At 59.7% G+C, this 14554-nt stretch carries 12 protein-coding genes; 8 read left to right on the top strand and 4 right to left on the bottom strand.

The window, feature by feature from the left end:
• Positions 1-139 precede the first annotated feature (139 nt).
• From ABLV64_RS17990 to yejF, 5 genes are all read left to right on the top strand, one after another.
• Positions 140-1702 carry a cyclic di-GMP phosphodiesterase gene (locus tag ABLV64_RS17990; protein WP_080828030.1) on the top strand — a complete coding sequence of 521 codons (1563 nt, stop codon included), beginning with the start codon at positions 140-142 and terminating at the stop codon, positions 1700-1702.
• Between the two features lie 68 nt (positions 1703-1770).
• Positions 1771-3576, top strand: coding sequence for an extracellular solute-binding protein (locus ABLV64_RS17985; RefSeq protein WP_048295217.1), 1806 nt, complete (start codon positions 1771-1773; stop codon positions 3574-3576).
• A 9-nt stretch (positions 3577-3585) separates the two neighbouring features.
• Positions 3586-4680, top strand: coding sequence for a microcin C ABC transporter permease YejB (locus ABLV64_RS17980; protein ID WP_004201658.1), 1095 nt, complete (start codon positions 3586-3588; stop codon positions 4678-4680).
• A complete protein-coding gene (locus ABLV64_RS17975) occupies positions 4680-5705 on the top strand; it encodes a microcin C ABC transporter permease (RefSeq protein WP_348843023.1) in 1026 nt (341 codons plus the stop codon). Before ABLV64_RS17980 ends, ABLV64_RS17975 begins: the two co-directional genes overlap by 1 nt.
• 1 nt (position 5706) lies before the next feature.
• A complete protein-coding gene (gene yejF / locus ABLV64_RS17970; protein WP_348843024.1) occupies positions 5707-7296 on the top strand; it encodes a microcin C ABC transporter ATP-binding protein YejF in 1590 nt (529 codons plus the stop codon).
• Between the two features lie 3 nt (positions 7297-7299).
• Here yejF and ABLV64_RS17965 read toward each other — a convergent pair whose 3' ends face one another.
• The 3 genes from ABLV64_RS17965 to rsuA all read right to left on the bottom strand — a co-directional run bounded on the left by ABLV64_RS17965 (position 7300) and on the right by rsuA (position 9887).
• A complete protein-coding gene (locus ABLV64_RS17965; protein WP_002912974.1) occupies positions 7300-7644 on the bottom strand; it encodes a YejG family protein in 345 nt (114 codons plus the stop codon).
• 330 nt (positions 7645-7974) lie between these two features.
• Positions 7975-9171 (bottom strand): Bcr/CflA family multidrug efflux MFS transporter, encoded by a 1197-nt coding sequence (locus tag ABLV64_RS17960; protein WP_004201661.1) that lies wholly within the window; start codon positions 9169-9171, stop codon positions 7975-7977.
• Complete coding sequence (rsuA, locus tag ABLV64_RS17955; protein WP_064178377.1) at positions 9168-9887, bottom strand: 16S rRNA pseudouridine(516) synthase RsuA; 720 nt, start codon at positions 9885-9887, stop codon at positions 9168-9170. Before rsuA ends, ABLV64_RS17960 begins: the two co-directional genes overlap by 4 nt.
• Positions 9888-10034: 147 nt before the next feature.
• On the opposite strand from rsuA, the gene ABLV64_RS17950 reads away from it, so the two are divergent.
• Positions 10035-11792, top strand: a complete 1758-nt coding sequence (locus ABLV64_RS17950) for a DEAD/DEAH box helicase (RefSeq protein ID WP_065878339.1) — start codon at positions 10035-10037, stop codon at positions 11790-11792.
• Between the two features lie 136 nt (positions 11793-11928).
• Entirely contained in the window at positions 11929-12213 is a 285-nt protein-coding gene (gene rplY, locus ABLV64_RS17945) for a 50S ribosomal protein L25 (RefSeq protein ID WP_004201664.1), read from the top strand.
• Positions 12214-12271: 58 nt separating this feature from the next.
• Here rplY and ABLV64_RS17940 read toward each other — a convergent pair whose 3' ends face one another.
• Complete coding sequence (locus tag ABLV64_RS17940) at positions 12272-13159, bottom strand: LysR family transcriptional regulator (protein ID WP_217324772.1); 888 nt, start codon at positions 13157-13159, stop codon at positions 12272-12274.
• Between the two features lie 103 nt (positions 13160-13262).
• On the opposite strand from ABLV64_RS17940, the gene ABLV64_RS17935 reads away from it, so the two are divergent.
• On the top strand, positions 13263-14549 hold the full coding sequence (locus tag ABLV64_RS17935; protein WP_085845924.1) for a serine hydrolase: 1287 nt from the start codon (positions 13263-13265) through the stop codon (positions 14547-14549).
• Positions 14550-14554 lie beyond the last annotated feature (5 nt).

The following is a 14554-nucleotide window of genomic DNA, read 5'->3' as shown; positions in this document are numbered from 1 at the left end:
AAACACTGCCCCGGCAGTGTTTTTTTTTGCCACCTGATTCTGAACGACGCAAAATAAGCTATGTCTTTTAAGTGGGAATGAGAAAAACGACGACTGACAACCCGTTGCTGCGCATCAATAACACGGAAAGACTATAGCTATGCTGACTCGCTACTTTTCGCCCCAGCGTAAAACCTGGATAACCAGCTTGTGCGTGGGAGTTATCGTCGCGCTACTGGCCGGCAGCATTCAGTTTATGGTGATTTACCATAACCGGGCGGAGCGTTTCGACGCCATTATCAACAACGTTAATACCTATCTGAAGAGCTACTTTCACGACCTGCGGCAGACCATCAACGGCCTGCAGCCGCTGGTGGACCAGCCCTGCGAGAATATTGACTCCGGGCTCACCTCCCATGCCGCTTTCAGCCCTAACGTCCGCGCCTTTCTGCTGGTCAAAAACGGCGTGGCCTTTTGCTCCTCGGCAACCGGCGCCATGGATACCCCCCTCACCCAGCTGATCCCGGCCATTGATATCCGCAAACCCCTTGATATGGCCATTTTGCCGGGCACGCCGATGATGCCGAAGAGCGCGGCGCTGGCGTTGTGGGTAGGAAAACCTGGTGATAAAAACAGCGGCATTTTCGTGTCGATTAACGCCAATCTCACACCGTATATCCTCTATTCTGCACGGCAGAATGATTTCAGCGGCATTGCGCTGGCCATCGATCACACCGCCATCTCCACCTTCAGTAACCGGCTGGTGGATCCGCAAACGCTGCATGACGCGCCGATCCGCCAGACACAGATCGAGGGTTTACCGCTGAAGGTCTACCTGTATGCCAACAGCTGGCTGGCGGAAAATACGCAGTTTGCTCTGCTGCTCGGGGTGGTGTGCGGCCTGCTGGCGGGGCTGCTCTGCTATTACGTGCTGACGATCAAATCCGATCCGCGAAAATCCATTCTCCTGGGGATCAAAAACAACCAGTTCTACATCGTCTATCAGCCGGTGGTGAATGCTCAGACCTTGCGGATCATGGGCGTGGAGGTTCTGATGCGCTGGCGCCATCCGGTGGTGGGCGAAATCCCGCCTGACATCTTTATTAACCTCGCGGAAACCCAGCAGATGATCGTGCCGCTGACCGATCACCTGCTGGCGCTGATCGCCCGCGACGCGCCGGCGCTGCAGCGTATTCTGCCGCGCGGCGTCAAGCTGGGGCTGAATATTTCCCCTGCGCATCTGCAGGCCGACAGCTTCCGCGACGATATGCTGCGCTTCACCGCCGCCCTGCCCGCCGGCCATTTTCACGTGGTGCTGGAGGTGACCGAGCGGGCGATGATTGATAAAGAAAAATCGATGGCTAACTTCGCCTGGCTCCACCGCCAGGGATTCGAAATCGCGATTGATGATTTTGGCACCGGGCATAGCGCGCTGATCTATCTTGAGCGCTATAACTTCGACTATCTGAAGATCGATCGCGGCTTTGTGCAGGCGATTGGCACAGAAACTGTTACCTCGCCGGTGCTGGATGCGGTGCTGACCCTCAGCCGCCGGCTGAAATTAATGACCATCGCCGAAGGGGTGGAGACCCAGGAGCAGGCGGAGTGGCTCCGCGCTCAGGGGGTTCATTTCCTGCAGGGGTACTGGATCAGCCGGCCGCTGTCGCTGGCGGCGCTGGTGGCCGCCCACGATGAACCCGCGAACTATTTCACAACGCGTTAAGTCTCACTTATGATGCGGGAACAGAAGTCGGCCATGGGGGCCGGCTATGACGGGGTATTCTGCCGCCTATGTATGCGCGACTTTTTCTGCTTCTGCTTGCTCTGTTTAGCCTGAGCGCTAACGCGCAATCCATTCAGGAAAGCGTCGCCTTCGCGATTATCGGCGAGCCCAAGTACGCCGCCGGTTTCAGCCATTTTGATTATGTCAATCCACAGGCGCCGAAAGGCGGTACCCTCACCCTGGCGGCAATCGGCACCTTCGACAACTTCAACCGCTATGCGCTGCGCGGCAATCCCGCGGTACGAACTGAGGCGCTCTACGATCCCCTGTTCACCACTTCGGATGATGAGCCCGGGAGCTATTATCCGCTGATTGCCGAGCGGGCGCGCTACGCCGGGGACTATTCATGGATGGAGATCGCTCTCAACCCCCGCGCCCGTTTTCACGACGGCACGCCAATCACCGCCCAGGATGTCGCTTTTACCTTCAAGAAGTTTATGACCGAAGGGGTGCCGCAGTTCCGCCTCTTTTATAAAGGCACCACCGTGAAGGCCATCGCGCCGTTGACTGTGCGTATCGACCTCGGCCAGCCCGGTAAAGAGAATATGCTGAGCCTGCTGAGCCTACCGGTGATGCCCGAGGCGTTCTGGCGCCATCACAAACTTAGCGACCCGCTGTCAAAGCCGCCGCTGGCCAGCGGACCCTATCGCATCAGCGCCTGGCGGATGGGACAGTATATTACCTATTCCCGGGTCGCCGACTACTGGGCGGCCGACCTGCCGGTCAACCGCGGTCGCTGGAACTTCGATACGCTGCGCTATGACTATTATCTTGACGACAACGTCGCTTTTGAAGCCTTTAAAGCCGGGGCCGTTGACCGCCGGGAAGAGACGGTCGCCAAAAACTGGGCTACCCGCTACGTTGGCCGCAACTTCAGCCGCGGCTACATCATCAAAGAGGAGTATGCCAACACCTCGGCGCAGGATACCCAGTGGCTGGCGTTCAATATCCAGCGCCCGGTATTCGCCGATCGCCGGGTGCGGGAGGCTATTACCCTGGCGTTTGATTTTGAATGGATGAACAAAGCGCTGTTCTACAGCGCCTATCAGCGCGCCAATAGCTATTTCCAGAACACCGAATATGCCGCCCGCAGCCTGCCCGACGCGGCCGAACTGGCCCTGCTGACGCCGATGAAAAACGAACTGCCCCCCGAGCTCTTCAGCCAGGTTTACCAGCCGCCGGTCTCCCGCGGCGATGGCTTTGACCGCGCCAACTTACTCAAAGCCGACGCCCTGCTCAACGCGGCAGGCTGGACGGTGAAGAACCAGCGCCGGGTTAACGCCGCCACCGGTAAGCCGCTGCGCTTTGAGCTGCTGATGCCGGCCGGAAGCAATGACCGCTGGGTGCTGCCGTTCCAGCACAACCTGCAGCGCCTGGGGATCGTCATGGATATTCGTCAGGTGGATAACTCGCAGTACAGCAACCGCCGCCGCAGCCGCGATTACGACATGATGCCAAGCCTGTGGCGTGCCATGCCCTGGCCGGGGACCGACCTGCAAATCTCCTGGGCGTCAGACTATATTCACTCCAGCTACAACGCGCCGGGGGTGCAGAGTCCGGTGGTAGATAAACTGATTGCGCAGATCCTGCAGTGGCAGGGTAATAAGCAGAAGCTGATCCCGCTCGGCCGGGCGCTGGACCGCGTCCTCACCTGGAACCACTATATGTTGCCGATGTGGTATATGGCGCAGGACCGCACCGCGTGGTGGAATAAATTCTCGTTCCCGAAAACCCGCCCCATTTATTCGTCCGGCCTTGATACCTGGTGGTATGACGTGAACAAAGCGGCCACCCTCCCCGCGGACAGACGCTAAGGACATACCATGGGCAGTTACCTGATCCGCCGTTTGCTGTTAGTGATCCCCACCCTGTGGGCCATCATCACCATTAACTTTTTTATTGTGCAGATCGCCCCCGGCGGCCCGGTCGACCAGGCCATCGCCGCCATCGAATTTGGTCAGCACGGCGGAATGCCAGGCGCCGGCGACGGCGGGATGGGCGCCAGCCATGCCCGCACCGGCGCCGGCAATATCAGCGAGGGGCACTATCGCGGCGGGCGCGGCCTCGATCCGGAAGTCATCGCCGAGATCACCCACCGCTACGGCTTCGACAAACCGCTGCACGAGCGCTACCTGAAGATGCTGGGCGATTATCTGCGCTTTGATTTTGGCGACAGCCTGTTTCGCAGCGCCTCCGTGCTGCAGCTGATTAAAGACAGCCTGCCGGTCTCGGTGAGCCTCGGGCTGTGGAGCACGCTGATCATCTATCTGGTCTCCATTCCGCTGGGCATCCGCAAAGCCGTCAGCAACGGCAGCCGCTTTGACATCTGGAGCAGTACGCTGATTATCATTGGCTATGCGATCCCCGCCTTTCTGTTCGCCATCCTGCTGATCGTGATTTTTGCCGGCGGCAGCTATTTCGACCTCTTCCCGCTGCGCGGTCTGGTCTCGCCAAACTTCGACACCCTGCCGTGGTATGAAAAGATCCTCGACTATCTGTGGCACATCACCCTGCCGGTGCTGGCGACGGTGATCGGCGGCTTCGCCGCCCTGACCATGCTGACCAAAAACAGCTTCCTCGACGAGATCCGCAAACAGTATGTGGTTACCGCCCGCGCCAAAGGGGTCGGGGAGAAACAGATCCTCTGGGGACACGTGTTCCGCAACGCCATGCTGCTGGTGATCGCTGGTTTCCCGGCCACCTTTATCAGTATGTTCTTTACCGGCTCGCTGCTGATCGAAGTGATGTTCTCGTTGAATGGTCTGGGGCTGCTGGGCTATGAAGCGACGGTCTCCCGCGACTATCCGGTGATGTTCGGGACGCTCTATATTTTCACCCTGATCGGCCTGCTGCTTAATATCGTCAGCGATATCAGCTATACGCTGGTCGACCCGCGTATTGATTTTGAGGGCCGCTAATGTCGTTCTTCAGTCCCGTTAATCAGGCCCGCTGGGCGCGCTTTCGCCACAACCGTCGCGGTTACTGGTCGCTGTGGCTGTTTTTAATTCTCTTCCTCTGCAGCCTGGGGGCTGAGCTGCTGGCTAACGATCGGCCGCTGCTGGTGCAGTACCAGGGCCAGCTGTACGTCCCGGTATTAAAAAACTACACCGAGCAGACCTTCGGCGGCGCATTCGCCACCGCCGCTGACTATAAGGATCCGTGGCTGCAGCACCAGCTGGCCAGCCACGGCTGGGCGCTTTGGCCGCCGGTGCGCTTCGGCGCGACGACGATCAATTTTGCCAGCACGGTTCCTTTTCCCTCGCCGCCCTCGGCCAGCAACTGGCTCGGCACCGACGCCAACGGCGGCGATGTGCTGGCGCGGATCCTCTATGGGACGCGCATCTCGGTACTCTTTGGCCTGCTGCTGACGCTGTTCTCTAGCGTGCTGGGGGTGCTGGCCGGGGCGATCCAGGGTTATTACGGCGGTAAAATCGACCTCTGGGGGCAGCGTTTTATCGAAGTCTGGTCCGGCATGCCGACGCTGTTTCTGATCATTCTGCTCTCCAGCGTGGTGCAGCCGGGCTTCTGGTGGCTGTTGGCGATCACCGTCCTGTTTGGCTGGATGACGCTGGTGGGCGTGGTGCGCGCTGAATTTCTCCGCACCCGCAACTACGACTACATCCGGGCGGCGCAGGCGTTAGGGGTCAGCGACCGGCAGATCATCCTGCGGCATATGCTGCCCAACGCGATGGTGGCGACCCTTACCTTCCTGCCTTTTATTCTCTGCAGCTCTATTACCACCCTGACGTCGCTGGATTTTCTCGGCTTCGGCCTGCCGCTTGGCTCGCCCTCACTCGGCGAGCTGCTCCTGCAGGGCAAAAACAACCTGCAGGCGCCCTGGCTGGGTATTGCCGCGTTTCTTTCCGTCGCCGTGCTGCTGACGCTGCTGATTTTCATCGGTGAAGCGGTTCGCGACGCCTTTGACCCCAGTAAGGCGGTGTAATATGACCCACCCGCTGTTAGCTATCGACAATCTCTCTATCGCCTTTCGCCAGCAGGGCGAGACGCAGCCCGTTGTGCATAATCTGTCGCTCGAAGTGGCGGTCGGCGAAACGCTGGCCCTGGTGGGTGAATCCGGCTCCGGTAAGAGCATCTCCGCCCTGTCGGTGCTGCGGCTGCTCCCTACCCCGCCGGCAAGCTACCCCAGCGGCGATATCCGTTTTCATGGCCAGTCGCTGCTGCATGCTGATGAGGCGACCCTGCGCGGCGTGCGCGGCAACCGGATCGCGATGATCTTTCAGGAGCCGATGGTGTCGCTCAATCCCCTGCACACCCTGGAAAAACAGCTCTACGAGGTGCTGTCGTTACACCGGGGAATGCGCAAAGAGGCGGCGCGCGGGGAGATCCTCGACTGCCTGGAGCGCGTCGGGATCCGTCAGGCGCCGCGGCGGCTGGCGGACTATCCGCACCAGCTCTCCGGCGGCGAGCGCCAGCGGGTGATGATCGCCATGGCGCTGCTGACGCGCCCTGAGCTGCTGATCGCCGACGAGCCGACCACCGCCCTCGATGTGTCAGTGCAGGCGCAAATTCTGCAGCTGCTGCGCGAGCTGAAGCGGGAGCTGAACATGGGGATGCTGTTTATTACCCATAACCTGAGCATCGTCCGCCAGCTGGCTGACCGGGTGGCGGTAATGCAGAACGGCCGCTGCGTGGAGCACAATCACTGTCGGGCGCTGTTCAGCGCGCCGGCTCATCCCTACACCCAACGCCTGCTGGATAGCGAACCGGACGGTGAGCCGGTGCCGTTGGCCGTCGATGCCCCGGTGCTGCTGCAGGTGGACGATTTAAACGTGGCATTTCCTGTTCGCAAAGGGATCCTGCGCCGGGTTGTCGATCACCATCGGGTGGTCAACAGCCTCAGTTTTCAGCTGCGCGCCGGCGAGACGCTGGGGCTGGTGGGCGAATCGGGATCGGGGAAAAGCACCACCGGTCTGGCGCTGCTGCGCCTGATCTCATCCGAGGGCAGGATAACCTTTACCGGTCAGCCGATTCAGGGGCGTAACCGTCGACAGCTGCTGCCGCTGCGCCGACAAATGCAGGTGGTTTTTCAGGATCCGAACTCGTCGCTCAATCCGCGCCTGACGGCGCAGCAGATTATTGAAGAAGGATTGCGCGTCCACCAGCCGACGCTGACGGCAGTCGAACGCGAACAGGCGGTAATTTTTGCCATGCAGGAGGTCGGGCTCGATCCGGCCAGCCGCCAGCGCTACCCGGCGGCATTCTCCGGCGGCCAGCGCCAGCGTATCGCCATCGCCAGAGCGTTAATCGTCAAGCCGCAGCTGATCGTCCTCGACGAGCCGACTTCCTCGCTGGATAAAACCGTTCAGGCGCAGATCCTGAATCTGTTGAAAGCATTACAGCTGAAGCATCAGCTGGCCTATATTTTTATCAGCCATGATTTAGGCGTGGTGCGCGCGCTATGTCACCAGGTGATGGTGCTGCGGCAGGGAGTGGTGGTTGAACAGGGCGAGTGCCAGTCCGTCTTCAGCGCGCCCAGGCATGAGTATACCCGCCAGCTGCTGGCGCTAAGCTGACGGTCAGAAAGGGTTATTGCCGGAGAAGGGCTCGGCGATCGCCACGCCAAAATTTTTCAGACGACAGGTGGCGGCAAACTCATCCTGCAGATTAACGAACAGGCAGGGTTCGCCTTCGCACTCAAGAACGGAACAGTCGACTTCGATGTCGCTTAACGCCTGGCTGAGCTTATGCATCACCGGCCAGGCTTTTTCACCGTCCGGACTCAGCAGTTTCAGGGCGACGAGACTGTTTTCGTTCTGCGCGCCGTTTTGCGGAATCGGTTCAACTCTGGAACCCGCAAAACCGGCCAGCCAGCGATAGCTCTGCGGCAGACGGTGTACGATAGAGAGTTGTTGTGTATTCACGTGGTTTCCCCGGAAGCAAAAGGCTTCACAATAAATTTACATCAATATTAACACACTGTTGACAAATAGTCCTGCTCAGACGCAGAAAACGTTTACAGCCGCGTCGGACCAGGGTTAAGCGCTTATATTCCAGCGTGTTATTTTTTAACCCTGTAAGCCGATTGGCGCTATATGTACCCGTTTCTGTGATCCAAAACAACTTTTTTATCGCAACAATGCGACTTTTTACACTAATTGATTTTACATAAAGGAAACAAATCACAGAACCCTGAAGCCCATTGCGGTTGACATGCATCAAGAAAGGGGCGATTTCGCCCCTGAAAATGTGACCTAGCGTGCGATTTTTCGCCGGCGGGAAGCGTAAAGCGAGAAGAAAATAGAGCTGGTGGCGCAGAAGGCGATAGAGATCAGCATCGGCCAGGCGGTGGTAAAGGTCGCCATCGACAGCAGCGCGCCGATAATCGCCCCGATACCAAAGCGGAAAGTCCCCGCCAGCGACGAAGCGGTGCCCGCCATATGCGGAAACTCATCGAGGATCACCGCCATAGCGTTAGACGACACCATCGATACGCAGCCAACGAAGGCCGCCACGCCGATCACCAGCGACCAGAAACCGACGTCGAGCAGCGCGCAAACCACCATCCACACCGCCATGGCAAACTGGATCCACAGCCCGGCGCGGAACATGCGCAACGCCCCTACCCGCCGCACAAACCGGCTGTTGAACATGGTCATCAGGAACAAAAAGACAATGTTCAGCGCAAAATAGTAGCCAAAGTGCTGAGGCGCAACGTGGTTAATATTGATATAGACGAAAGGCCCGGCGCTAAGGAAAGAGAACATGCCCGCGAAGCTAAAGCCGCTCGCCAGCATATAGCTCAGGACCCGCTTATGGCGGAACAGGGTGGCAAAGTTACCCAGCGTGGTGCGCAGGTGGAACGGCTGACGCCTTTCAGCCGGTAGCGTTTCGCGGATAAACAGGCCGATCATCAGCGACGCCAGCAGGGCCACCAGGGCGAGGATCCAGAAAATGGCATGCCAGCTGAACCAGACCAGCACCGCCCCGCCGACCATCGGCGCCACCAGCGGCGCAATGGTCGTCACCAGCATGACAAACGACATCATCCGCGAAAACTCATCTTTCGGATAGATGTCGCGCATCAGGGCGTTAATCACCACGCTGGCCGCCGCGGCCGCCAGACCGTGGAAGAAGCGCATGGCGATCAGCATCTCGATGGTCTGCGACAGGGCGCAGGCCACCGCCGCCGCCGCGAAGACCAGCGTTCCGCCGAGGATCACCGGCTTGCGGCCGAGGCTGTCAGCCATCGGACCGTACAGCAGCTGACCCAACGCAAAGCCGAGGATATAGGTGCTGAGGGTCATCTGCGCGCTGCCGTCCGGCACGTGGTACTGGGCAGCGATCACCGGCAGGGCCGGGAGGTACATATCGATCGACAGCGGCATCAGCATGGCCAGCAGGCCAAGGATAAACACAATCCCCAGTGAAGAATTCTGCTTCAGCGTCACGTTTTACTCCGTGGCTGCGGGGCGCCCACGCTGGCAATTTCCGCTTCCGTCAGCGGACGATATTCACCCGGCGCCAGCGATTCATCCAGCTGGATGTCGCCGATGCGTTCCCGATGCAGGCCAACCACGTGGTTACCCACGGCGGCGAACATGCGTTTCACCTGATGGTAGCGGCCTTCGCTGATGGTGAGGCGCACTTCGGTCGGAGTGATCACTTCCAGCACCGCCGGTTTGGTGAGATCTTTTTCGTTATGCAGCTGGACCCCTTTGGCGAACAGCTCCGCGGTCCCTTCCGCCAGCGGGCTTTCCAGCGCCACCAGATAGGTTTTTTCACAATGGTGGCGTGGCGAGGTAATGCGGTGCGACCACTGGCCGTCATCGGTCATCAGCACCAGTCCGGTGGTGTCGATATCCAGCCGTCCGGCGGCGTGCAGCTTATGCGCCACCGGCTCGTCGAGGAAATAAAGGATAGTCGGATGATCGGGATCGTCGGTGGAACAGACGTACCCTTGCGGCTTGTTGAGCATAAAATAGCGCGGGCCGTTCTGCTGGGTCAGCGTGTTTCCGTCATACTCCACCTCGTGCTCCGGCTGAAGCTTAAAGGAAGCATCTTTTACAATGTCGCCGTCCACGGTAACGCGGCTGCCGCGGATTTCACGCCCGGCAATAGCCCGGCTGACGCCAAGCTGCTGAGCGATAAACTTATCAAGTCGCATGAGATTTTTTTAGCCTGTCAAAGTGCTGGAGCGGGCAAATCGCCCGAAAAAGAAGAATTTCACTGGCTAGTATAACGGGCTCTTAACACCACTCAAGGGAAAAGATTCATGGCATACTATTCGCGAGTTAATTAGCCCCGTGAATTCATGACTTTTACATTACGTCCTTACCAACAAGAAGCCGTCGATGCCACCCTCGCCTGGTTCCGTCGCCATACCGAGCCGGCGGCGATTGTCCTGCCCACCGGCGCGGGCAAAAGCCTGGTGATCGCCGAGCTTGCCCGCCTGGCCCGCGGCCGCGTGCTGGTGCTGGCCCACGTCAAAGAGCTGGTGGCGCAGAATCATGCCAAATACTGCGCCCTTGGACTTGAGGCGGATATCTTTGCCGCCGGTCTGCAGCGAAAAGAGAGCCACGGCAAAGTGGTGTTCGGCAGCGTACAGTCGGTGGCGCGCAATCTCGACCAGTTTCGCAGCGAATTTTCGCTACTCATCATCGATGAATGCCACCGCATCAGCGATGATGACGACAGCCAGTATCAGCAGATCATCGGTCACCTGCGGCAGGTCAATCCGCAGATCCGGCTGCTCGGCCTGACGGCCACTCCGTTCCGCCTTGGCAAGGGCTGGATCTATCAGTTCCACTACCACGGGATGGTGCGCGGCGATGAAAAGGCCCTGTTCCGCGACTGCATCTATGAGCTACCGCTGCGCTATATGATTAAGCACGGCTACCTGACGCCGCCGGAGCGCCTCGATATGCCGGTGGTGCAGTACGACTTCAGTCGCCTGCAGGCGCAAAGCAACGGCCTGTTCAGCGAAGCCGATCTTAACCATGAGCTGAAAAAACAGCAGCGTATCACCCCACATATCGTCAGCCAGATCGTGGAGTTCGCCGAAAGCCGCAAAGGGGTGATGATCTTCGCCGCCACCGTGGAGCACGCCCGGGAAGTGACCGGCCTGCTGCCGGCAGGCCAGGCGGCGCTGATCACCGGGGAAACCCCGGGTCCGGAACGGGATCGCATCATCGAGGCGTTTAAAGCGCAGGAGTATCGCTATCTGGTGAACGTCGCGGTGCTGACCACCGGCTTCGACGCCCCGCACGTCGACCTGATCGCCATCCTCCGCCCCACCGAGTCGGTGAGTCTTTACCAACAGATCGTTGGCCGCGGCCTGCGCCTGGCACCGGGAAAAACCGACTGCCTGATCCTCGACTACGCCGGCAACCCGCACGACCTGTACGCCCCGGAAGTGGGAACGCCGAAGGGTAAAAGCGACAACGTGCCGGTGCAGGTCTTCTGCCCGGCCTGCGGCTTCGCCAATACCTTCTGGGGCAAAACCACCGCCGACGGCACCTTGATTGAACACTTTGGCCGCCGCTGCCAGGGGTGGTTCGAAGATGACGACGGCCACCGCGAACAGTGCGACTTCCGCTTTCGCTTCAAAAACTGTCCGCAGTGCAACGCGGAAAACGATATCGCCGCCCGCCGCTGCAGGGAGTGCGACACCATTCTGGTTGACCCGGACGATATGCTGAAGGCGGCGCTGAAGCTGAAGGACGCGCTGGTGCTACGCTGCAGCGGCATGGCCCTGCAGCACGGCGGCGACGAGAAAGGCCCGTGGCTGAAAATCACCTACTACGATGAAGACGGCGCCGACGTCAGTGAGCGCTTCCGTCTGCAGACGCCCGCCCAGCGCACCGCCTTCGAACAACTATTTATTCGCCCGCATACCCGCACCCCCGGGGTGCCGCTGCGCTGGATAACGCCGGCGGATATCGTGGCCCAGCAGGCGCTGCTGCGCCATCCGGACTTTGTCGTCGCCCGCATGAAAGGCCAGTACTGGCAGGTGCGGGAAAAAGTGTTCGATTATCAGGGGCGTTTTCGCCGCGCCAACGAGCTGCGTTAATCACCCGAAAGCTGAGGTTTTGATTGCCCGGGTGTCGTTTGGCGGCTATAATGCCGCCCGCTTTTGCATTCGCAAAGCAGATAATCCGCCTGTTGCTGGGTCGCCTGTAGCAGGCTTTATATATAGAGAGACATCAATGTTTACTATCAACGCAGAAGTACGTAAAGAGCAGGGTAAGGGTGCGAGCCGCCGCCTGCGCGCAGCTAACAAGTTCCCGGCAATCATCTACGGTGGCGAAGCTGCTCCGGTTGCTATCGAACTGGACCACGACAAAGTTTGGAACATGCAGGACAAAGCTGAGTTTTACGGCGAAGTTCTGACCGTCGTGGTTGATGGCAAAGAAGAAAAAGTCAAAGTTCAGGCTGTTCAGCGCCACGCGTTCAAGCCGAAACTGACTCACATCGACTTCGTTCGCGCGTAATCGCCGATAGCAAGTTGTATGGCAAGCGCCCCGGGGTCTTCGGCTCCGGGGCGTTTTGTTATCCGCGCCGCCAAAGCTCCGGCGCCTCGTCCACGATGTCGCTCAGCAGCCGGTGCTTATTCATTCCGGGCAGCCAGAGCATCACCATGGTGACGTTCAGCCCCTGACTGCCGACCTCCGTCGCGATTTCACTGACTCCCTGCCACTCGCCTGGCCGCAAATGGTCCGGTAAAAACCCCCAGCCCCTCCCCTGCTCCAGCGCATGGCGCAGCAGAGTAATTTCGTTCATATACAGCGTATGGCCGGAGATCTGCAGCCGGCGGGCAATCTGATCGTCACTGCGCCGGTGCATCACTAACTGCGGCGTCAACGAAAGATTCAATAGCGTCAGCGGCCGCGGAGCGTCGTGGAACAGGCTGTCCGCCGCGTAGAAACGCAGATCCACGGTGCCGAGCGCCCGCCACTCCATTTCGCTCCCCAGCGTGCGGTTGTTAGCCTGGCACAGCGCCATATCCGCCACGCCATCGCTCAGCGCCTGCTCGGCTTCGCGCCGCGAGGCGCTCCAGCAGCTCAGGCGGATCTGCCGCCGGGCCAGCGTATCGGCCAGCGCGCAGAGAAAATCACGTGGGATAAAGGGATCGTACACCAGACGCAGCGCCTGTCCGGTGGTTTGCGGCAGCGTTTGCGCAAAAGACTCGAAAGCCTGCGCCTGGCGCAACAGCAGATGCGCCTGACGAAAAAGCTGCTCGCCTTCGCCGGTTAAGGTCAGGGTACGCCCTTCCCGGCTGAACAGATGGTAACCCAGCGCGTCTTCCAGATAGTCCAGCAGATCGCGCAGCGTGGTTCGGTCTTTACCTAACCGAATGGCCGCCCGCGACAGGCTGCCGGTCTCGGCGATGGTGGCGAATGCTTCAATCTGCGCGAAAGAATATTGCAGGGTTTTCATCCTTCTCTCCCTTACGGGGGAAAATCCCCCCTGTGCTGATTTTAGCCGGCGCGCGCCGATTTATATACTGCGCAGCGAATCTATGGCAAACGAGGAAAGGAAGATGATAAGAAAACCACTGGCCCTGGCGTTAATCCTGGCGGCGCTGCCGGCGGCGGCAATGGCGCAAAACTGCGGCGGCCTGACGCTGGATGTCTGCCCAACGCCTTACGATCAAACGCTACCCGCGGCCAAAGACATGCTCAGCTGGGATCAGACTTCACGCGTGATTGGCTTTCGCAATGACTATCGCAACTATGCCGGGGATGTCTTCCGCCACGGCGCCTCAGTGCCGCTGGAACGCGCTGAAAAACAATTGACCGATGCCCGCTATACCCTTAACGGCCACACCTGGACCCTGCAGGATTACCTGAAGCGCGAGAACGTCAGCGGTATGCTGGTGCTGAAAGACGGCAAAGTCGCCTGGAAATATCTTGGCGACGGCAACACCGATACCACCCTGTGGACCTCACGCTCGGTGGGAAAATCGGTGGTCTCGACGCTGGTGGGTATCGCCATTCAGCAGGGTAAGATCCACTCCCTCGATGATCTGATTACCGTTTATGAGCCCGAACTGAAAGGCACCGCCTGGGACGGCGTGACGCTGAAGCAGTTGATGCAGCACACCAGCGGTGTGGAATGGAATGAAGACTACACCGACCCGCAGTCGCACTTCGCCCGCCTGACCCAGTGCGAGGCGCAGCCCGGGGCCTATGCCTGCGTGCGCAAGATCGTCACCGGCCTGGCGCGCCAGCATCCGGCGGGGGAGCAGTGGTCCTACTCTTCCGGCGGCGCCTGGCTGCTGGGCGATATCCTGGAGCGCGCCACCGGCATGTCGCTGGCCGCCTGGCTTGAGCAGTCGCTGTGGCAGCCCGCCGGGATGGCCCACGACGGCGTATGGCATGCTTATCAGCAAGGGAAGCATGATGTTGGCGCCCACGGCTTTAACGCCACCCTCGAAGACTGGGGCCGCTTCGGCGAATTCGTCGCCCGCGATGGTCGGTTAAGCAACGGCAAACAGCTGGTGCCTGCGGGCTGGTTCGATCAGGCCGCAAGCTGGACCACAGCGCTGAACTCGGTCTCGGCGGCGCATCCGGAAGGTATCTACGGCTATCAGTGGTGGAATAACGCCATTCCGGCGAATGCGCAAAACGTCCAGCCGACGCCGCAGGAAGGGCTGAAGGACTCGCTGTGGGCGCTGGGTATCTACGGCCAGGTGATCATGGTGAACCGCGCGGAACACCTGGTGATCGTCCAGTGGTCGACCTGGCCGCAGGCGGAACCCTCCTTTAACGCCCAGCCGCTGGAAGCGGCGCTGATGTACAGCGCCATTGCCCGCGAGCTGCGTTAACCCCC

The organism is Klebsiella sp. JB_Kp031 (assembly GCF_040064295.1).
In the GTDB taxonomy this organism is placed as follows: domain Bacteria; phylum Pseudomonadota; class Gammaproteobacteria; order Enterobacterales; family Enterobacteriaceae; genus Klebsiella; species Klebsiella quasipneumoniae.
Note: the sequence above shows the minus strand (reverse complement) of the source record. Positions and strands in the feature narration are given on the sequence as shown.

What these genes read in the sequence shown, in the direction of transcription:
- yejF (WP_348843024.1), top strand. Translation starts at nt 5,707, where the DNA reads ATGACCCACCCGCTGTTAGCTATCGACAATCTCTCTATCGCCTTTCGC.
- ABLV64_RS17950 (WP_065878339.1), top strand. Translation starts at nt 10,035, where the DNA reads ATGACTTTTACATTACGTCCTTACCAACAAGAAGCCGTCGATGCCACC.
- ABLV64_RS17935 (WP_085845924.1), top strand. Translation starts at nt 13,263, where the DNA reads ATGATAAGAAAACCACTGGCCCTGGCGTTAATCCTGGCGGCGCTGCCG.
- ABLV64_RS17990 (WP_080828030.1), top strand. Translation starts at nt 140, where the DNA reads ATGCTGACTCGCTACTTTTCGCCCCAGCGTAAAACCTGGATAACCAGC.
- rplY (WP_004201664.1), top strand. Translation starts at nt 11,929, where the DNA reads ATGTTTACTATCAACGCAGAAGTACGTAAAGAGCAGGGTAAGGGTGCG.
- ABLV64_RS17975 (WP_348843023.1), top strand. Translation starts at nt 4,680, where the DNA reads ATGTCGTTCTTCAGTCCCGTTAATCAGGCCCGCTGGGCGCGCTTTCGC.
- rsuA (WP_064178377.1), bottom strand. Translation starts at nt 9,887, where the DNA reads ATGCGACTTGATAAGTTTATCGCTCAGCAGCTTGGCGTCAGCCGGGCT.
- ABLV64_RS17940 (WP_217324772.1), bottom strand. Translation starts at nt 13,159, where the DNA reads ATGAAAACCCTGCAATATTCTTTCGCGCAGATTGAAGCATTCGCCACC.
- ABLV64_RS17980 (WP_004201658.1), top strand. Translation starts at nt 3,586, where the DNA reads ATGGGCAGTTACCTGATCCGCCGTTTGCTGTTAGTGATCCCCACCCTG.
- ABLV64_RS17985 (WP_048295217.1), top strand. Translation starts at nt 1,771, where the DNA reads ATGTATGCGCGACTTTTTCTGCTTCTGCTTGCTCTGTTTAGCCTGAGC.